The 17,030-nt window shown below is 59.5% G+C and carries 10 protein-coding genes; 3 read left to right on the top strand and 7 right to left on the bottom strand.

Features of this window, described 5'->3' with window-relative positions:
* Positions 1–186: 186 nt before the first annotated feature.
* Positions 187–2,247: a family 20 glycosylhydrolase gene (locus GOB94_RS06620; RefSeq protein WP_255484390.1), complete on the top strand. Its 2,061-nt coding sequence runs from the start codon at positions 187–189 to the stop codon at positions 2,245–2,247.
* 43 nt (positions 2,248–2,290) lie between these two features.
* Entirely contained in the window at positions 2,291–2,584 is a 294-nt protein-coding gene (locus GOB94_RS06615; protein WP_182278050.1) for a DUF1501 domain-containing protein, read from the top strand.
* A gap of 95 nt (positions 2,585–2,679) precedes the next feature.
* On the opposite strand, the gene GOB94_RS06610 is transcribed toward GOB94_RS06615, so the two are convergent.
* The 3 genes from GOB94_RS06610 to GOB94_RS06600 are packed head-to-tail and all read right to left on the bottom strand — an operon-like array spanning position 2,680 to position 8,336.
* Complete coding sequence (locus tag GOB94_RS06610) at positions 2,680–3,795, bottom strand: phosphatidylinositol-specific phospholipase C1-like protein (protein ID WP_220465003.1); 1,116 nt, start codon at positions 3,793–3,795, stop codon at positions 2,680–2,682.
* 28 nt (positions 3,796–3,823) lie between these two features.
* Positions 3,824–4,792 carry a metallophosphoesterase gene (locus GOB94_RS06605; RefSeq protein ID WP_182278049.1) on the bottom strand — a complete coding sequence of 323 codons (969 nt, stop codon included), beginning with the start codon at positions 4,790–4,792 and terminating at the stop codon, positions 3,824–3,826.
* Positions 4,793–4,820: 28 nt separating this feature from the next.
* Complete coding sequence (locus tag GOB94_RS06600; RefSeq protein WP_346265649.1) at positions 4,821–8,336, bottom strand: TonB-dependent receptor; 3,516 nt, start codon at positions 8,334–8,336, stop codon at positions 4,821–4,823.
* A 295-nt stretch (positions 8,337–8,631) separates the two neighbouring features.
* Here GOB94_RS06600 and GOB94_RS06595 point away from each other — a divergent pair, with 295 nt between their 5' ends.
* Positions 8,632–10,098, top strand: a complete 1,467-nt coding sequence (locus GOB94_RS06595) for a hypothetical protein (protein WP_182278047.1) — start codon at positions 8,632–8,634, stop codon at positions 10,096–10,098.
* Between the two features lie 6 nt (positions 10,099–10,104).
* On the opposite strand, the gene atzF is transcribed toward GOB94_RS06595, so the two are convergent.
* From atzF to GOB94_RS06575, 4 genes are read right to left on the bottom strand one after another with little or no spacing between them, the layout of a single operon-like run.
* A complete protein-coding gene (gene atzF, locus GOB94_RS06590; RefSeq protein ID WP_182278046.1) occupies positions 10,105–11,901 on the bottom strand; it encodes an allophanate hydrolase in 1,797 nt (598 codons plus the stop codon).
* A gap of 33 nt (positions 11,902–11,934) precedes the next feature.
* Positions 11,935–15,531, bottom strand: coding sequence for an urea carboxylase (uca, locus tag GOB94_RS06585; RefSeq protein WP_182278045.1), 3,597 nt, complete (start codon positions 15,529–15,531; stop codon positions 11,935–11,937).
* 8 nt (positions 15,532–15,539) lie between these two features.
* A complete protein-coding gene (locus tag GOB94_RS06580; RefSeq protein WP_182278044.1) occupies positions 15,540–16,205 on the bottom strand; it encodes an urea amidolyase associated protein UAAP2 in 666 nt (221 codons plus the stop codon).
* Between the two features lie 19 nt (positions 16,206–16,224).
* Entirely contained in the window at positions 16,225–16,938 is a 714-nt protein-coding gene (locus GOB94_RS06575; RefSeq protein ID WP_182278043.1) for an urea amidolyase associated protein UAAP1, read from the bottom strand.
* Positions 16,939–17,030: the final 92 nt, after the last annotated feature.

Raw genomic sequence — 17,030 nt, 5'->3', positions numbered from 1 at the left:
TGCATCAGCCATCGGCATTGTGTCTTACAGGTGCGTGCGAGGTTCCACATCGCTTCGCGCCACCTTCTTCGCTTGCGATACCCTTATCGTGACCACGCTGTGTTGGGAACGATATCCTGGGAACAATTCGCAGGACAGGCAGCACTCCGCGCGGCGATATCGTCGATGAGGTGATTCGTTTTGACAGTGTTGAAACGTGGCGCAGCCGCCGCCTTGGCCTGCGCCATCTGCAGTATCCCCGCGAGTGCTCAAGTGCAGTTTCACAACAACCTCATGCCACAGCCCGCAGAGATGACCGTCGGCTCCGGCGGCCTCGCGCTCCACTCCACCTTCGCTGTCCAGCTTCCCGGCGTCTCTGACGCTCGCCTCACCGGCGCCATCGACCGCGCCGTCCGCCGCATTGAGTTCGCCGCCGCTCTGCGCCACGCCGGTCGAGGCGTCGCGGGCACAACTCCGCTCATCGTCAAGGTTGACCACCTCTCAGCGCCCGTTCAATCCATCGACGAGGACGAGAGCTACTCGCTCCACGTCACATCCACCGGCGCCGAGATCGATGCGCCCAACGATCTCGGCGCGATGCACGGCCTCGAAACGTTCGTGCAACTCGTGCAGCCAGACGGCAGTGGCTACGTCATCCCCGCAGTCACGATTCATGACACCCCCCGCTTTCGCTGGCGCGGCCTCATGATCGACTGCGGCCGTCACTTCGAGCCTGTCTCGGTCATCAAGCGCACGCTCGACGGCATGGCCGCGGTCAAGCTCAACGTCTTCCACTGGCACCTTACGGAAGACCAGGGCTTCCGCATGCAGAGCCATGTCTATCCAAAACTCACTGAGCTCGGCTTCGACGGCCTCTTCTACACGCAGGAGCAGGCAAAGGAGATCGTCGCCTACGCCCGCGCCCGCGGCATCCGAGTCGTGCCGGAGTTCGAGATGCCCGGCCACAGCACCGCATGGCTCGTCGCCTATCCTGAGCTCGCCAGCGGCACCACGCCTACAGAGATCCGCCGCGAGTTCGGCGTCAGCAACACCGCCATCGACCCCACGCGCGATGCCACCTACGTCTTCATCGACCGCTTCCTCACCGAGATGTCGACCATCTTCCCCGATGCCTACGTCCACATCGGCGGCGACGAAACCCCCGCGCCCGACTGGAAGACCAACCCGCGCATCCTCGCCTTCATGAAGGCGCACCACCTCAAGGACAACGAGGCGCTGCAGGCCTACTTCAACTCCCGCGTGCTCAAGATCCTCACTCGCCTGCACAAGCACATGATGGGCTGGGACGAGATCCTCACCCCCACGCTGCCCAAGGACATCGTCGTGCAATCATGGCGCGGCGAAGCCTCGCTCTCCAAGGGCGCAAAGGAAGGCTATGCAGGCATCCTCTCCGCGCCGTACTATCTCGACGGCATGAAGCCTGCCGGCGTTCACTACCTCGCCGATCCCATCCCATCCGGCTCAGACCTCACACCTGCCGAGCAGAAGCTCATCCTCGGCGGAGAGGTCTGCATGTGGGGCGAGCAGCTCGACGCACGCACCATCGACTCCCGCATCTGGCCGCGCACCGCGGCCATCGCCGAGCGCTTCTGGTCACCCGCGAATGTGCGCGATGTGAACGATATGTATCGTCGCCTCATTCCGGTCTCCATCGAGCTAGAAGGTCTCGGCCTCACGCACATCAGTTATGAGGACGCAGCCCTGCGCAATCTCGCCGGCACGGAAAACATCGACGTGCTCCGCACCTTCGCTTCTGTCTTCGAGCCGGTTCCGTTCCATGATCGCTACCAGGGGCAACACACCGACCAACTCACCCCTCTCGACGGCTTCGTGGACGCCGTGCGTCCCGACCCGCCCTCACGCCACAACTTCGAACTCGCCGTCACGCGCCTCCTCGCAAATCCGAAAGAAGATACTGCGGACCGAGTTGCACTCGACGCCTGGTTCAAGCAGCTTGCTAACGTTGTCCCCCAGGTGCAGCAGCAGTTCCCGTTGTCGCCACGCCTCGCTGTAGTCTCCACCCGCGCCGCTCAACTCACCGAACTCACCGCCATGGGCCAACAGGCACTCGCCTATCTCGCCAAAGGCGAAAAGGCTCCAGCCGATTGGACAACAGAGCAAACGAACAAGCTGGACGAAATCAAGAAACCCAGCGCACTCATTCGCTTCACGATATTGGATGGGATGAACGAATTAATACAGGCAGCCTCAGGCGTCGGCCAACCTCAAACCACAGGCTCAAAATAATCGGGCACGCTTCTTAACCTACTTCGATCAAGTACGCACCTGAATGGGACTGGAGAACGATGTAACTACCTTCACCGCCTCCGACTTCGGCCGCACTCTCAGCTCCAACAACGAGGGCACCGACCAAAGCTGTGGCAACCATCACATTGTCATGTGCGGGGCAGTCAAAGGTGGTGACATCTACGAGCAATCACCCATTATCGGGTCCGAGCAGCAAACGATGTCGGCTCCGGCCGTCTTCTGCCGGAGATTTTTGTGGAGCAATGCGCGGGCACTTTCGGCAATGGATGGGGTTGAGTCAAAACCGGCTGGCTTCAGCGCTGCCCAATCCGGGTAACTTCGGCAGCAGCCCTCTTCTCTGGTTCATGGGATAACCCGCAATTTCATACACCCATCGCGCGAGACCTAAACGGCTCGCGCGATGGGTGTATCTTACTTCGCGTTGTCGATTGTGCAGCCAGCGGGCGTATTCGCGGGGTCGCAGCGGGCAACCACACTGCCCGGCAGAGCCACCTCGTAATGGCCCGCCCACCGTGCAGGCTCACTCGCGGGATAATCGGTGCTCAACAATTGCGCTCCGCTTGCCATCATGGCATCGCGATGGGCCGTATCGTCAACGCGCGCCTCTTTCGTGTCGGAGTCGGTCCGAGCCCGCACAAGATAGCCCTGTTTTACCAGCGCAGTAATCTCGTCCGCCGGTCCATCGTTGCGCTCAGTGAACGCGGCATCCGCTTCACCTGGGACAGAGTTTGTAAAGAGCACACGGCCGCGCAACGAGGGATGCCCCTCCAGATAAACCTGCGTTACGTTTCGCTGATCGAGCAGGAAGACAACCTTGCCGCGCGCGCTTGCCAGCGTCGGCCAGTTGCCAGCCAGCACCGCTTCATTCAGCGTTGCATAGTGGCCCCGCACATCATCAGGTGTAACCATTTCATCGGCAGGGAAGACCGAGCGTATCTCGGCATCCAGGGCGTCAAAGGTCGCGGTCGTAAACGGCTCCGGCTCTGTGAGCTTCAGCTTGCCGCTTGAGCCCTGCTTGGTCTCAACCAGAATGAAGATTGGCATATGCTCAGGGTGTGCGTGCGACCATGTGCGAATCTGCTTCAGGCACCCGGTAAAGGGCTGGCACGTGCTGCGATAGTCGACATCCTGCACATGCATCACCTTGAAGCCCGGCTTCTTCATCAGCCCATCGGGATCGAACGGCGGATCGGCAGGTAGTCCGGCGGCAGCCACGCGCTTCGGGCCGGCAGGGTCAGCGTAGCGTCCACCCTTGCTGTCAGCGTAGATGTCGAGTTCGATCTGACGTACTCCGCTATCGAACTGCTCGGGCAGCGGCTTGTGCTGGTAGTCGAGTCCTTTATACGCCTCGGCATACTGCGGCTGTGTCTGCCACAGCTTCGCCTCACTCGGCGCGATGCCGGCATGATAGCTGTTGTGTGTTCCAATCACCTGGATCTGGTTAAGTTTTAGTGGGGCATCCGGCGTCTGCGCGAACACCGGCACATACGCCATTCCGGCGCATAGAAAAAGGGGAAGCATCTTCATCTGATTTTCCTTCGTCGTTGAAAGAGCCTTAGCTCTGCTTGTAAGGCGTTGCGTAGTGCGTAGACCACAACGGTCGTGTAGAGTCCACCCAGCGGACAGTCCCTTTGCGGGGGTCGGCCTGCATCAGCATGAACGAGTTCTGGTCATATCGTGTCGAGCCCATCACCGTATGCTGCGCGCCGTAGGTGTGCGCGAAGTCGATCCACTTGTGCCAGTGGCCGGAGATGATGATCTGAATATTGTCCTGATACTTGCGCAGCAGCGGATGCAGCCCATAATCCTGCACCTCGGTCGGACGCACAACCCACAGCGGGTAATGGACAAACACCAGGGTCGGCTTCCGGTCATGCAGTTGCGCCTCGGCCCAGTTCAGCTGCTCTTCACCCAGCGACCCATACTGGCGTGCACGCGGGTCGCCCTTTTCGTCCCAGGTGCTGCCAAGGAAGTTGTTCAGATGCAGAAAGCGGAAGCCCTTGTAGTCGATCGCATAATAGGGCTTCGCCTTGAACTTGGCCTCAAACAGCCGGTGCGAGAACTCGCGTGTAATCCCTCTAGTGGGGTTGCCTTCGTAGTCGTGATTGCCCCAGCCCGCATGGACAGGCATGTTGAAGCCTGCAAGCAGATCCGCTGCATTGTCCAGCCGCGTGCGGTTCTTGAAGTAGAAGTCATAGTCAGGCGAAGGATAGTTGTGAAACACATCGCCGACGAGAAACGTGCGCTCGACCGTCTGTCCATTTGGCAGCTTGATCGCATTGATCACGGAACGCGTGAAGGTCAGGTGGTCGGTGGTTTGCAGGATCGTCGTGTTGTCTTCCACGCCGTTCTCACTGCCTTTGACGTAAAAGGTGTCGATGATGTGCGTGTCCGCGATCATCGCGAAGTAAAAGTTCTCGGCAGAAGCCGCCACGCGGGTCTGCTCTGCCCAGAGTTTCTGGGAGAGCAGACCCGCAACCGACGCGGCTCCGAGGTTAGCGAACTGACGACGGTCAAGCTTCATGGCGATAACTCCTTGGTTGAGGTTTCAGTTAGAAGATGATCTTGCCGGCAAACTGAAGCACACGCGCCGGGAAGGTGCTGGCTGCGGCTACTGCGCCAAAGCTCGAGGAGTTAGGCGAGTAGTTGCTGGAAGGGAAGGCGTAGTTGGTTTGGTTGAGAATATTGAACGCTTCCACGCGGAAGTCGAACGTCGTTCCTGCAGGATACAGCTCGAACGCCTTATGCAGACCGAGGTCCAGGTTGTAGTACGGGTCGAAGCGAACGGAGTTGCGACCTGCATTGCCGTAGGGCTGATTGTTGGTAGGCAGGCTGAATGGGTTTGGGGTGTTCGGTGTGAAGGCCGAACCAGCAAGGACTTCAATGTCCTGGTTGCCATTGAACTTCACACGCTGTGACTTCGGTAGAACCGCAGGAATCCCAGGTGTCTGGTTAGGACGCTGATTGAGAATCGTGCTGACCGATTGGAAAGAGTTAGGCGAGTAGGTGATGTTGACCGGCAGGCCGCTGTTTGCATCATTGATGGCCGTGATCTGCCAGCCGCCGAGCAGTTCCTGCATAGCGAAGGGGGCATCGCTGCCGAACATACGACCCTTGCCGTAGGGCAGGTCGTACACCACGGAAAGCGTTTCGTTGATCGGCTGGTTGTAGCCCGACGGTCCACGCTCACCTAAAGGATTGGCGAGGTTGATACGCGAGTTGTCCCCATCGTTTGAGTCGAGGTGACCACCAGCGTTATCGATCGCACGCGACCATGTGAAGGAGTTCAATAGATACAGGCCGTGCGCGACGTGGTGCTCGAGTTTGGTCTGCAAACCGTTGTAGGAAAGGAAACCCGCCGGCAACGTCTCTTCGATCGTCGGAAATGTCTGTAATGGGCGGCCCTGGTTGTTGAGAAGAAGATTGACGCAACCGCTCGTTACAGTGGCATTGCAGGTGGCGGTTACTGGGTTCGCGGTTGCCTGGTTGTAGTCTGCTAGCACCTGCAGCTTCACGCCATGCTCACCCACATAAGCAACTTCCAGGGATGTAGAAGGCGAGAGCTGCCGCTGCACCGTTAGGTGCCACGCCTGGACATAACCAGTAGGCAGGTTCTTCGGAATGTAGCGTGCCTGCGTGTTGAAGTTGCTTGCCGCCGTCACGTTCGCCGGGCTCGTGAAGCCAGTAGGAAAGCCCTGATCGGATGTGCGGAAGCAAGGTGATGGGTTGGCGGGGTTATACATCGCTTGGGCCTGCGCCGTGGTGCAAGTCTGCAGCGAGGTGCCCGTTCCCAGGATGCCGGGGTTGCCATTCACTGGCGCCTGGTTGACGTTCGTGTTCACGATGTTCGGCAGGTTATAGACGAGAAGGTTTTCACCGCCTTCACGATTGAACTGCGCGTAGCTAAGACCGTAACCGGCACGAACAACGGTCTTCGGGGTCAGCGAGTAGGCGAGTCCAAGCCGTGGAGCAAAGTCCAGCTTAGGCATGTTCACCAGCGCACGGTTGTAAATGGACCCGTTTGTCGCAGTGATGAGCGAGCCGGTGGTCGGGTCAAAGTTGGCGAGCTTGTTGCTGGACTCCCACTGCGGCGTCACCAGCTCATACCGCAGCCCCGCGTTGATCGTTAGCTTCGAGTTCAGGCGGATGTCGTCCTGCAGATACAGGTAATGCATCCGCTGGTTCAGGTGAACATTCACAAAGTTGTTGAGCTGGTAGCTGTTGGGTGCGCCGAAGATAAAGTCAGCAAGGTCCGCCGCTTCCTTGGTGCCAGTGTCGGCCGCGCTCAATGTCGAGGCGTTCGCACCTCCATAACTGAAGTTGCCGCTGTAGGTGTCCTGCCCGTCGACGGGATTGAAGTCGTCGATGGTCGTGAAGATGGACTGGTACTCGTAGCCCATCTTCAGCGTCTGCCGGCCACGCACCAGCGTGTAGTTCACCTTTGGGTTGAAGATATAAGGATCCTGATACTGCGGGTTGCTGCCTTGATTGCCGAACTGCGAGTAGTTCCCAACGCTCTGCACGTTCAGGCTGCGCGCCACCTGTGGATCGGTAGGCAGCCCGGGGATGCCGGTCATCAGGCTGGGTAGCGACTGGCCGTAAGGGAACTTGCCACCATCTGTACGTGTAAATGCAAAGCGCGCATCGAGGATGGAGTTCTGCGTGAATACGTGCGTCACGCCACCGGCGATCTGCTGGTTGAAGATGTTGACCATGCCGTTGGCATTGCCGCCTGCGGGCCCCTGAATGTTGCCCGGCGAGAAGATCTTCCCTTGGTGTTCGCTATAGCGCACAAACGCGTTGGTGCGCTCGTTGAAGGTCTCGTCTACGCGGATATCGCCCTTGTCGTCATGAATGGTGTCGGATGGCAACGAGGCATAGTTGTTGCTGAACGGATCGTTAGGAACGTTCGGCTGTGGCAGCGCAGCAAGAATGCCCTTGGCAAAGGGAGACACAGTCGGATCGCTAAACGGGATGACACCGTTCGCGTAAATCTGTCCTGTGAGCGGATTGCGGATAGGGATCGCACTTCCCCCGTTCTCCGTAGTCTTGCCCGCGAGGAATGTGTACCCGCCATTCGCGATCGCGAGCGCACTGGTACCGTTCTGGTTTGAGGTTGGTACTGTGGCCTGCATCACGGCGTGGACGATCTGCCGCGTGCCTTCGTAATCGGCGAAGAAGAACGTGTGGTCCTTGCGGATCGGGCCACCGAAGGTTGCGCCAAACTGGTTGCGGATGAGGATCGGCTTTTGCGGAGCGCCGGTCAGAGGGTTGGTTGGCGGCGTAAAGGGCCCGATTGCATTGAGCGCCGTATTGCGGATGTAGTCATACGCTCTGCCGTGGAACTGGTTGGTGCCGCTGCGAATGCTCACGTTGATCACAGCGCCGGCCGAGCGACCGTACTCGGCTGAGTAGTTGTCAGTCTGGACCTTGAACTCGTTGATCGCGTCAGGCGAAGGAGGAATCGCCTCATTCGAGAAGCCCTGGTTGGAAGTACCGTAAGCGTTATTGTCCAAACCGTCCAGCAGGAAGTTGTTGAACTCGCTGCGCTGTCCGTTTACGTTGAAGCTCGCATCGCGGCTCGAGTCGGTCGAGTTTTCCAGAATGTTGCGGCGCACGCCCGGAACCAGTGCGGCGAGATCGGCATAAGCACGGCCATTGAGCGGGAGGTTTTCAACCTCGCGCGTCCCGATCACCTGCCCACGTTCGCTGGAGTCCGTCTCCAGCAAGGCAGCCGCACCGGTCACGTTCACCGTTTCCGCGGCCGAACCGATCTTCAATGCTACATCCACACGCTGATGTGCGTTCACCTGCACTCCGAACGTCTCGGTGCTGCTGATGTCGAAGCCATTGGCTTGGGCGGTCACATGGTAGCGGCCGAGCTTCACATCGGTAAACTCATAGGCGCCTTGCGCGTTCGAGTGGACCGTCACCTGCGATTTAGTCTCTTCGTTGATCAGCGAGACGTTCGCGCCGGGAATCGCAGCCCCCGAGCCGTCTCGGATGTAGCCGAGCACTGATGCAGTCTCAAACTGCGCGAACATCGTGGCAGCCGTTAAGGTCAGCACGAACAAGATCGTTATCAATACGGAAATGCGTTTCAAGGATCGCTCCAGATGGGTTGGGCTTGCCATAGGTACACGTGGAGCTCGACGCAATGTTGACTGCGGCTTTCTTGCTTCCACTCTTGGCCTGGGGCAATCATGCGCCCGTCTCGATACGTTTCAAAAGGGGGATTTTGTGTGGATTCTTCCCGCACACCGTAATATCACCCCTCTCTACCCCTCTACAAATCATAGAGATGAGGACTCGATGCCCTATCCTATTCATTGAAGTTTCATATGCGGCAGCTAAGCTAAAACCATGCCGAAGCTTGAGCAACAGCCGCGTCCTAAGGATTCAGACCGGCTCCACTCGGTGCCGGGCATACGCACGATCGCAAAGATGGCCGAACACGACTCCACCGAGTCGCCGATGGCGCTGGACATGAATCTGGCTCAAGACCTCCATCTCAGCGAAGAGTGGAATCTGGCGTGTCGCGTCGCCGCCAGCAAAGGCCTATCCAAATCCGCGCTGTTGCCAAAGTTTCTTCTATATATCTGCGAACAGAGCCTCACGGGCAATGCTCGCCTGCTTACAGAGCAGCGCATCGGCACAGCCATCTTCAATCGGCCGCCGGACTACAACCCCGGTGAGGACAACATCGTCCGTAGCTACGCGCGCACCTTGCGGCGGCGGCTGGACGAGTACTTCGAATCCGATGGGCAGGCTGAAACCATGCGTATCGTGGTCCCTCGCGGCGGCTACATTCCAGTCTTCGAGCAACTGCCAGCGAATCTTCCGGCGCCTCACGCAATTCAGCACGAAGCCGATCGGCCTATCCCTCCTCCCCCAAATCCAATCACTACCCCGGTAATCGCATCGGAACCGCGTCAGACGCCGTCCCCAAGGCAGATGGACCACACCGCATCGACTTTCCCATGGCGCGGGGTACTGTCTGGCTTTGTCATGGGCATCATCATTGTTTCCGCACTATGGTTTACGCTCGGCCTCACGCATGAAAAGCGAACACAGTCTGCGGCTCATCCCGTTTGGGCGGAGCTCTTCCAGCAAAACCGCAACGCCATCATTGTTCCAGCGGACAGCGGACTCGGCATTGTGCAGAACCTCACCGGACATCTGGTGCCGCTTGAGGAGTACACCGATGGTTCATACTTCTCTGACAATCGTCAGGTCCCGGGCGTCGACGCAGCAAGTCTCACCGACCTTCGTGAGCAGCGCTACACCAGCGTCGTCAGTCTCAACATCGCTACCCGGCTCATGCAACTGCCTGAGGTGTCTCCAGGCCACACCGAGATCAGGTTCGCGCGCAGCATCACCACGGAGGATCTGAAAACCGCCAACGTCATTCTGCTTGGCTCCAGTCACACCAATCCATGGGTCTCCCTCTTTGAGGACAAGCTCAACTTCCCTCCGCAGTACACCCCACAAGTCGACCATTCCTATGTGCTCAACAAACACCCGCAAGGCGCGGAGCAGCGGCAATACTTCAACGGCATAGGGCGAACTAAAAATCAAACCTATGGTGTCGTCGACTATCTCCCGAACCTCGAAGGCACCGGTCACGTCCTCATCATTCAAGGCTTGAATATGGCCGCCACGCAGGCAGCAGCCGACACCCTCTTTAACTCCAGTGCGATGCAGTTCGTGCTCAAGCAGGCCACGCGCCCCAACGGCTCTCTGCGCCCCTTCGAGCTGCTTATCCGGACCAGCAGCATCGGCGCCACCAATCCCGGTTCTCAGATCATCGCCACGCGCTTCTATCCTTGATGCCCGCTACAGGCTGCTCAGATATCTACGCCAGCCACCGAACTGCGTGATCTCACGCGACCCCTCAATCGCCACGGGCTCCGCGAGAAAGCCCTTCACCAGCGAGCCATCCTCCAGCCGCAACGACCCGATCGTCAACGGCGGCGGCACACCATCCACAAAGCTGCCGACTGTCTCCTCCGGCAGCGCCCATATCTCTACCTCGATACCCGGTCCCTCGAATCCCGGAATATGCACCAGCCCCGGCTTTGGCGGCACAGTATCTTTCAGCGCATAGAACTTATAGTCAGGATGCGTGCGGCAGGTACGGAACAACCGTCCCTTGCGCTGCGTCAGTTGCCAGTTCAGCGGCTGACCACTCAAGTGGGCTCCCACCACAGCCACCAGCAGGCAACCCGGCGGCGGAGTCATCGCAGGCACCACAGGCGTCTCCGCCAGCTTTCGTTGCGAGCCACCCAGCGTTGTCACCAAACCACGCTGCAACCGGTCCGCCAGCAATAGCAGTGCCTCGTCGGCGAACGCCTTGCCGATCACACTCACACCAAACGGCAAGCCATCCGGCCGAAAGCCTGCAGGCACAGCTACCGCGGAAAGGTCCAGCAGGTTCACAAAGTTTGTGTACTGACCCAGGTGGCTGTTGCGTTCAATCGGCGCAGCCGCAATCTCCTCATGCGTATACGTGCGCGGCGCTGTCGGCAGCAGCATCACATCCATCGTCTGCCACACCGCCTGCGTCCTGCGCCGCAGCTCTTCCAGCCGATACATCGCGCTGAATGTGTCCGCAGCGGAGTACTTCGTGGCGCTCTGAATAATCTGCGCAACGGTCTTGTCCATGTCTCCGCTATGCGCCTCAAAGAACGTCTTGATCGCGGCATACCGCTCCGCCACCCAAGGTCCCTTGTACAGCAGCTGCGCTGTCTCCAGAAACGCCGTAATGTCGATCTCAACCGCCACGCCACCCAGCTCAGTCAGCTTGGCAACAGCCGCCTGATATAGCGCAGGGTTTTCGTTATCGCCGAACCACTCCAGTGCATCGGCCTTCGGCACCCCAAATCGAAAGCCAGCGGAGGAAGCCCACGGCGACGCCCCACCACCAATCGGCGCAACCCGCGAGTAGTCATCCCGCTCGTCATAGCCACGCGCCGCACGCAGTACCGTCGCCGCATCCTCAGCCGTCTCCGCAAATACTGACACGCAGTCCAACGAACGGCACGCGGGCACCACGCCATGCGCACTCAACACACCACGTGTCGGCTTCAGCCCAATCAGGTTGTTGAACATCGCAGGTACGCGCCCTGATCCGGCCGTATCGGTCCCCAGCGAAAAACTCACCAGCCCCGCCGCCACTGCCACAGCCGAACCCGCGCTCGACCCACCCGAGATATACCGCTTGTCAAAGACGCTTGAGCATGCACCATAAGGCGTTCGCGTACCCACCAGCCCCGTCGCGAACTGGTCCATGTTCGTCTTGCCAATCAGGATTGCTCCCGCAGCCTCCAGCCGTTCCACCACCGTCGCACTCTGCTCCGGGGTGTACGCATATGCCGGACATGCCGCCGTCGTCGGCAGTCCTGCAACATCGATGTTGTCCTTCACTGCAAATGGAATGCCATACAGTGGCAGCTCGGCCAGCGGCTTTGTCGCCAGCTCACGCGCACGAGCCAGCGCCGTCTCACGCGGTACAACACTGATCCACACCGGATGCAGTCCTTCTGTTTCTATGCGGTCATAAGCTTGTTTGACGACAGCCTCAGGAGTCAGCTGGCCGGAAGCATAGCCATTGCGGAGCGAGTGTATATCCATAGTCGTTACTGCCTCTCAGCACAGGTTGTCGTTTCAGGAAGGGCGAATCGAAACCAGCAGCTGCCCGGCATTGATCACAGCCCCGACCTCGCAGTGGATCTCTTCCACAACGCCGTTCATCGGCGCTCCAATCGCGATCTCTGTCTTCATCGCATCCAGCACAATCAGCTTCTGGTCTTCTATCACCGCATCGCCGGCCTTCACCGCAATCTGAAACACATTCGCCGTCAGCGGGGAAGACACGCCGTCACAGCCTTCAGGAACCGTCGCGCTCTCAGCCTCTTTCTCCGGCTCCGGAGGTTCTGCGACAGTCAGCAACCCAGCCTCGCGCCAGCGCTCTCGCTCCGCATCGAACGCCGCCTTCTGATGGCTCTTGAACGCCGCCGCCTCATCGCGAATCGACTCCAGGAACTTCTGATACTCCGCCAGGCTGAACGTCGTCTCCTCAATCCGGATAGGGAAGCGTCCATGAGGAAACTGCTCGCGCGCCGTCAGCAACTCATCCGCGCCAATGTCGTAGAAACGCACCTGGTCAAAGAACCGCAGCAGCCACGGCGTCCCCGGCGTAAACACGGGTGTCGACTTCCACGCGTTCCACATCTGGATCGTCCGCCCTACCAGCTGATACCCGCCCGGCCCTTCCATGCCATACACGCACATATAGGCGCCGCCGATACCGACAGCATTCTCCGGCGTCCACGTCCGCGCCGGGTTGTACTTCGTCGTCACCAGCCTGTGCCGCGGGTCGAGCGGCGTCGCCACCGGCGCACCGAGATACACATCTCCCAGCCCCAGCACCAGGTATCGCGCCTCATGCACAATGCGATACACCTCATCAATCGACTCCAGCCCATTGATGCGGCGAATGAACTCAATGTTCGAAGGGCACCACGGCGCATCAGGCCGCACCGCCTGCGTGTACTTCTGCTGCGCCAGCTTCGCCTGCGGATCATCCCACGACAGCGGCAGATACACCACGCGCGAAGGCACCGTGATGTCCTCCAGCGGCGGCATCACGCGATCGATCTCATCCAGCGTATCGATCAGCGTCTTCCGCGCCAGCTTGCGGCTGTCATAGTGCACATGCAGAGACCGTATGCCCGGCGTGATGTCGATAATTCCCTGCACATCCGCCTTGCGCAGCTCCTGCTCCAGAATATGAATGCGGAAGCGAAGGTTCAGATCAAGCTGCAGCGGCCCATACTCCACCAGCAGATACTTATCGCCATCCGCGCGAAACGTCATCGAAGGATCGCGGTCCGTCACCTGCTTCACGATGGCCGGTTCAATAACCGGCACCGCAGGCAACGCAGGCGGTGCATGGCTGAAGTCCTTCAAGAACTCATCCTGCTCGCGCTCCATGGCCTCGGCCTGCGCCAGGCTCATCCGCACAAATTGAACGGTGTCGCCGGCCTTCAGCTGTCCCAGCTTCCACAGCTCTGCCTGCACGATCGTCGCCGGGCAAACAAATCCACCCAGGCTCGGCCCATCGGGCCCCAGCAGAATCGGCATGTCGCCCGTGAAGTCGATCGTGCCGATCGCATACGCATTGTCATGAATGTTCGACGGATGCAGTCCCGCCTCACCCCCATCCGTTCTCGCCCACGTCGGCTTCGGTCCCACCAGACGAACGCCCGTACGGTCGCTCTGGTAGTGCACCTTCCACTTCGTGGAGAAGATCATCACAATATCGTCTTCGGTAAAAAACTCCGGCGCCGTGTGCGGTCCAAACAGCACGCCGATCGTCCACTCATGCGTGAGCACTGGAACAGACATCGCAGGCAATACTGCTGGTGCTTCAAACTGCAACTCTTTCTGTCCAATGTGCAGCACATCTCCGGAGCGCAACGCCCGTCCAGCATGGCCACCAAAACCACCAAGCACAAATGTGCTGCGGCTGTTCAAATATGGCTGCGTATCGAAGCTCCCGCGCACGGCCAGATACGTGCGCGCGCCTTCCTTCGCCGCCGCTCCGAGGCTCAGCGTGCTGCCTGCCTTCACCTCAATCTTTGTCCACAGCGGTTGCAGCTTGCCATCGAGCTTCGCGTTCATCTCCGCGCCCGTCAGCGCAATCGTCGCGTCTGAATGAAACCGTAGCCGCCCACCCGTAGTAGCAAACTCAATCGCGGAAGCGTTGTCCGCATTGCCCACCAGCCTGTTCGCAATTCTGAACGACAGGTGGTCCATCGGCCCTGAAGGCGGCACACCCACATTCCAGTACCCCACGCGACCCGGATAGTCCTGGATCGTCGTCTGCGTCCCGCCCTCAAGCACCTCAATCGCATCGCGCGTAAACGCAAACGTCCCCAGGAACGATGTCGTCACTGTGCCCGCTGCAAACTCCGGCGTCTTCACAATCTCGCGCAGATACCGCAGGTTCGTCTCAGTCCCATCGATCGCCGTCGCCGCCAGCGCAGCGCTCATCTTCTCCAGCGCTTCCTCGCGGTCCTTCCCATGCACGATGATCTTCGCCACCATCGGGTCATAGTAGGAGGTGATGGTGGCTCCCGACTCGATCCACGTCTCCACGCGCGCAAGGCTGCTATCGGGAAACGTCACCAGCGTCAGCTTGCCCGGAGTCGGCTGAAAATTGCGCGCCGGATCTTCGGCATACACGCGCGCCTCAATCGAAGCACCACGCGGCTCAATCACAAATGAATCCAGCGGAGGCATCTCACCCGCAGCCTGCCGCACCATCCATTCAACGAGGTCGAACCCCGTCACCTCCTCGGTCACGCCGTGCTCTACCTGCAGCCGCGTGTTCACCTCAAGGAAGTAAAACTCCTTCGTGTCCTCGTCGTAGATAAACTCCACCGTGCCGGCCGAGGCATAGTTCACAGCCTTGCCCAGCAGCACCGCAGCATCCTTCAGCTGCTGGCGTATCGCATCCGTCAGTCCAGGCGCCGGAGTCTCCTCCAGCACCTTCTGGTGCCGCCGCTGCGTCGAGCAATCGCGTTCACCCAGCGCCAGCACGCCACCCTTGCCATCGCCAAAAATCTGTACCTCAATGTGCCGCGCCCGCGACACGAACTTTTCCAGATACACACCGCTGTCGCCAAAGTTTGCGCGGCTCAACCGCACTACGGACTCATACGCCTCACTCAGTTGTTCAGCCGAGTGACACACCCGCATCCCAATACCGCCACCACCGCCCGAGCTCTTCAGCATCACCGGATACTTCAGCGTCTCAGCCAGCTCCAGCGCCTCTTCCAATCCGGAAAGCACACCCGTCCCCGGCAGCAGCGGAACGCCGCAAGCCTGCGCTGTCGCACGCGCCGTATGCTTCAACGCAAACGCTTCAATATGCTCAGGAGCCGGTCCAATAAAAGCAATTCCCCGCGCCGCGCATGCACGCGCAAACTGCACGTTCTCACTCAGAAATCCATAACCCGGATGCACGGCCTCGGCGCCCGTCTGCTCCACCGCGCGAAAGATCGCCTCAAACGAAAGATAGCTCGCGGCCGCAGGTGCCTCGCCAATCAGTACCGCTTCATCCGCCTCCAGCACATGCAGCGAGCTCTTATCGGCCTCCGAATACACGGCAACCGAACCCACCCCCATGCGGCGCAGCGTGCGTTCGATCCTGCACGCAATCGCTCCGCGGTTGGCAATCAAAACCTTACGGAACATCAGAACCTCTACTCCTCATCCCAGATCAGGACTTGCACCGGCGTTGGGTTGTAGGCGTTGCACGGGTTGTTCAGCTGCGGGCAGTTGGAGATCAGTACCAGCACATCCATCTCCGCCCGCAACTCCACATACTTGCCTGCGTCCGAGACCCCGTCCTCAAACGTAAGCTTACCTGCTGGCGTCACCGGCACGTTCATAAAGAAGTTAACGTTTGCCGTCAGGTCGCGTTTCTCCAGTATGTGTCCCGTCTGCTCGGACCACATCTGCGCGCCCTTGATAAAGCTCTGCCGGCACGCATGCATATGCTTCTTCTCGATCGCATACCGCACCTGGTTGCTCTCCGTCGAGCACGCTCCGCCCAACGTGTCATGCCGCCCACACGTGTCCGCCACAATCGTCAGCAGCACATGCCGCGCCGTCGAGTACAACTTCGTACCCGTCGTCAGGTAGATGTTGCCCTGTTCGCGGATCGTATCCTGCGCGCTGTAGCGGTCGGAGTAATCATGCGCGTTGTAGAACAGCACGTCCGTCGCCTGGTTGCCCTCCATGTCGATGATGCGCAGATACTGTCCCTGCCGCACCTCATGCACAAACGAGTCGCCCGCACCCACAGTCGCGCTGAACGTCGCTGTCTCCGCCACCCGAGGGCTGATCTCAATCACTGTCTCCGGCATATCAGGTCTCCTCGGTCTCTTACAGGAAGTAGCGTTCTGTGAGGATGAATCCTCGTGTGTTCTCCGGGCACGCAACGCGGCATACATCGTCGACCGCCGGTGCCTCCACCTTCTTCACGGTCAGCTTCACAGGCCGCTTGGTGTAGGAGGAGCCTGGTTCCATCGGGTGCTGGCACGTATTCAGGATCACCAGCGTATTCATCTCCGCTCGCAGTTCCACCACAGACCCCGCAGGCGCGTTGCCCGCAACATAATGCAGGCTGCCATCGTCCTGCACGCTCACCTTGCTGAAGAAGTTGACATTCATCATCAGGTCGCGGCGGTTCAAGCCGTACTTGGCCAGCTCAATTAAAAAGCCGTCAAGCGCACTCTGGTGCCACTCGTTTCGCGCCTCCTGGTAGCTCAGCTTGCCATACTTCTTCTCCACGCTCGTCGCGTCGGAGCAGCCGGCCAACGGGTCATGCCACCCCACCGTGTCCTCTGTAATCGAGCACAGCACCCTGCCCATATCGGAGTACAGAACGCTCCCCGTTGTCAGCCGTGCGATGTGCTGCGCCTTCAGCGTGTCCGCCAGCGTCAGGCGTTCTGCAAAGTTGTCGGCGTTCAAAAAAATCGCGCCCACATTGCAATTGTCTTCCAACGTCTCTATGCGCAAAGCGGTTCCGCGCTTCAGGATGTGCGACCAGGAAGACGAGCCAGCAAGAACTTCTTCCCAGAGGGTGGTTGACTTCAATGGTTCCGTCCTTCTCCAATGCAAGCTGCCTGAGAGGGAAGCATCCTCGCTCCACTCCCGGCACCGTTTGGCAACACTCTAATGACCGGTCG

It is taken from the genome of Granulicella sp. 5B5 (genome assembly GCF_014083945.1).
In the GTDB taxonomy this organism is placed as follows: Bacteria; Acidobacteriota; Terriglobia; order Terriglobales; family Acidobacteriaceae; genus Granulicella.
This window is presented reverse-complemented; position numbering and strand designations above follow the sequence as displayed.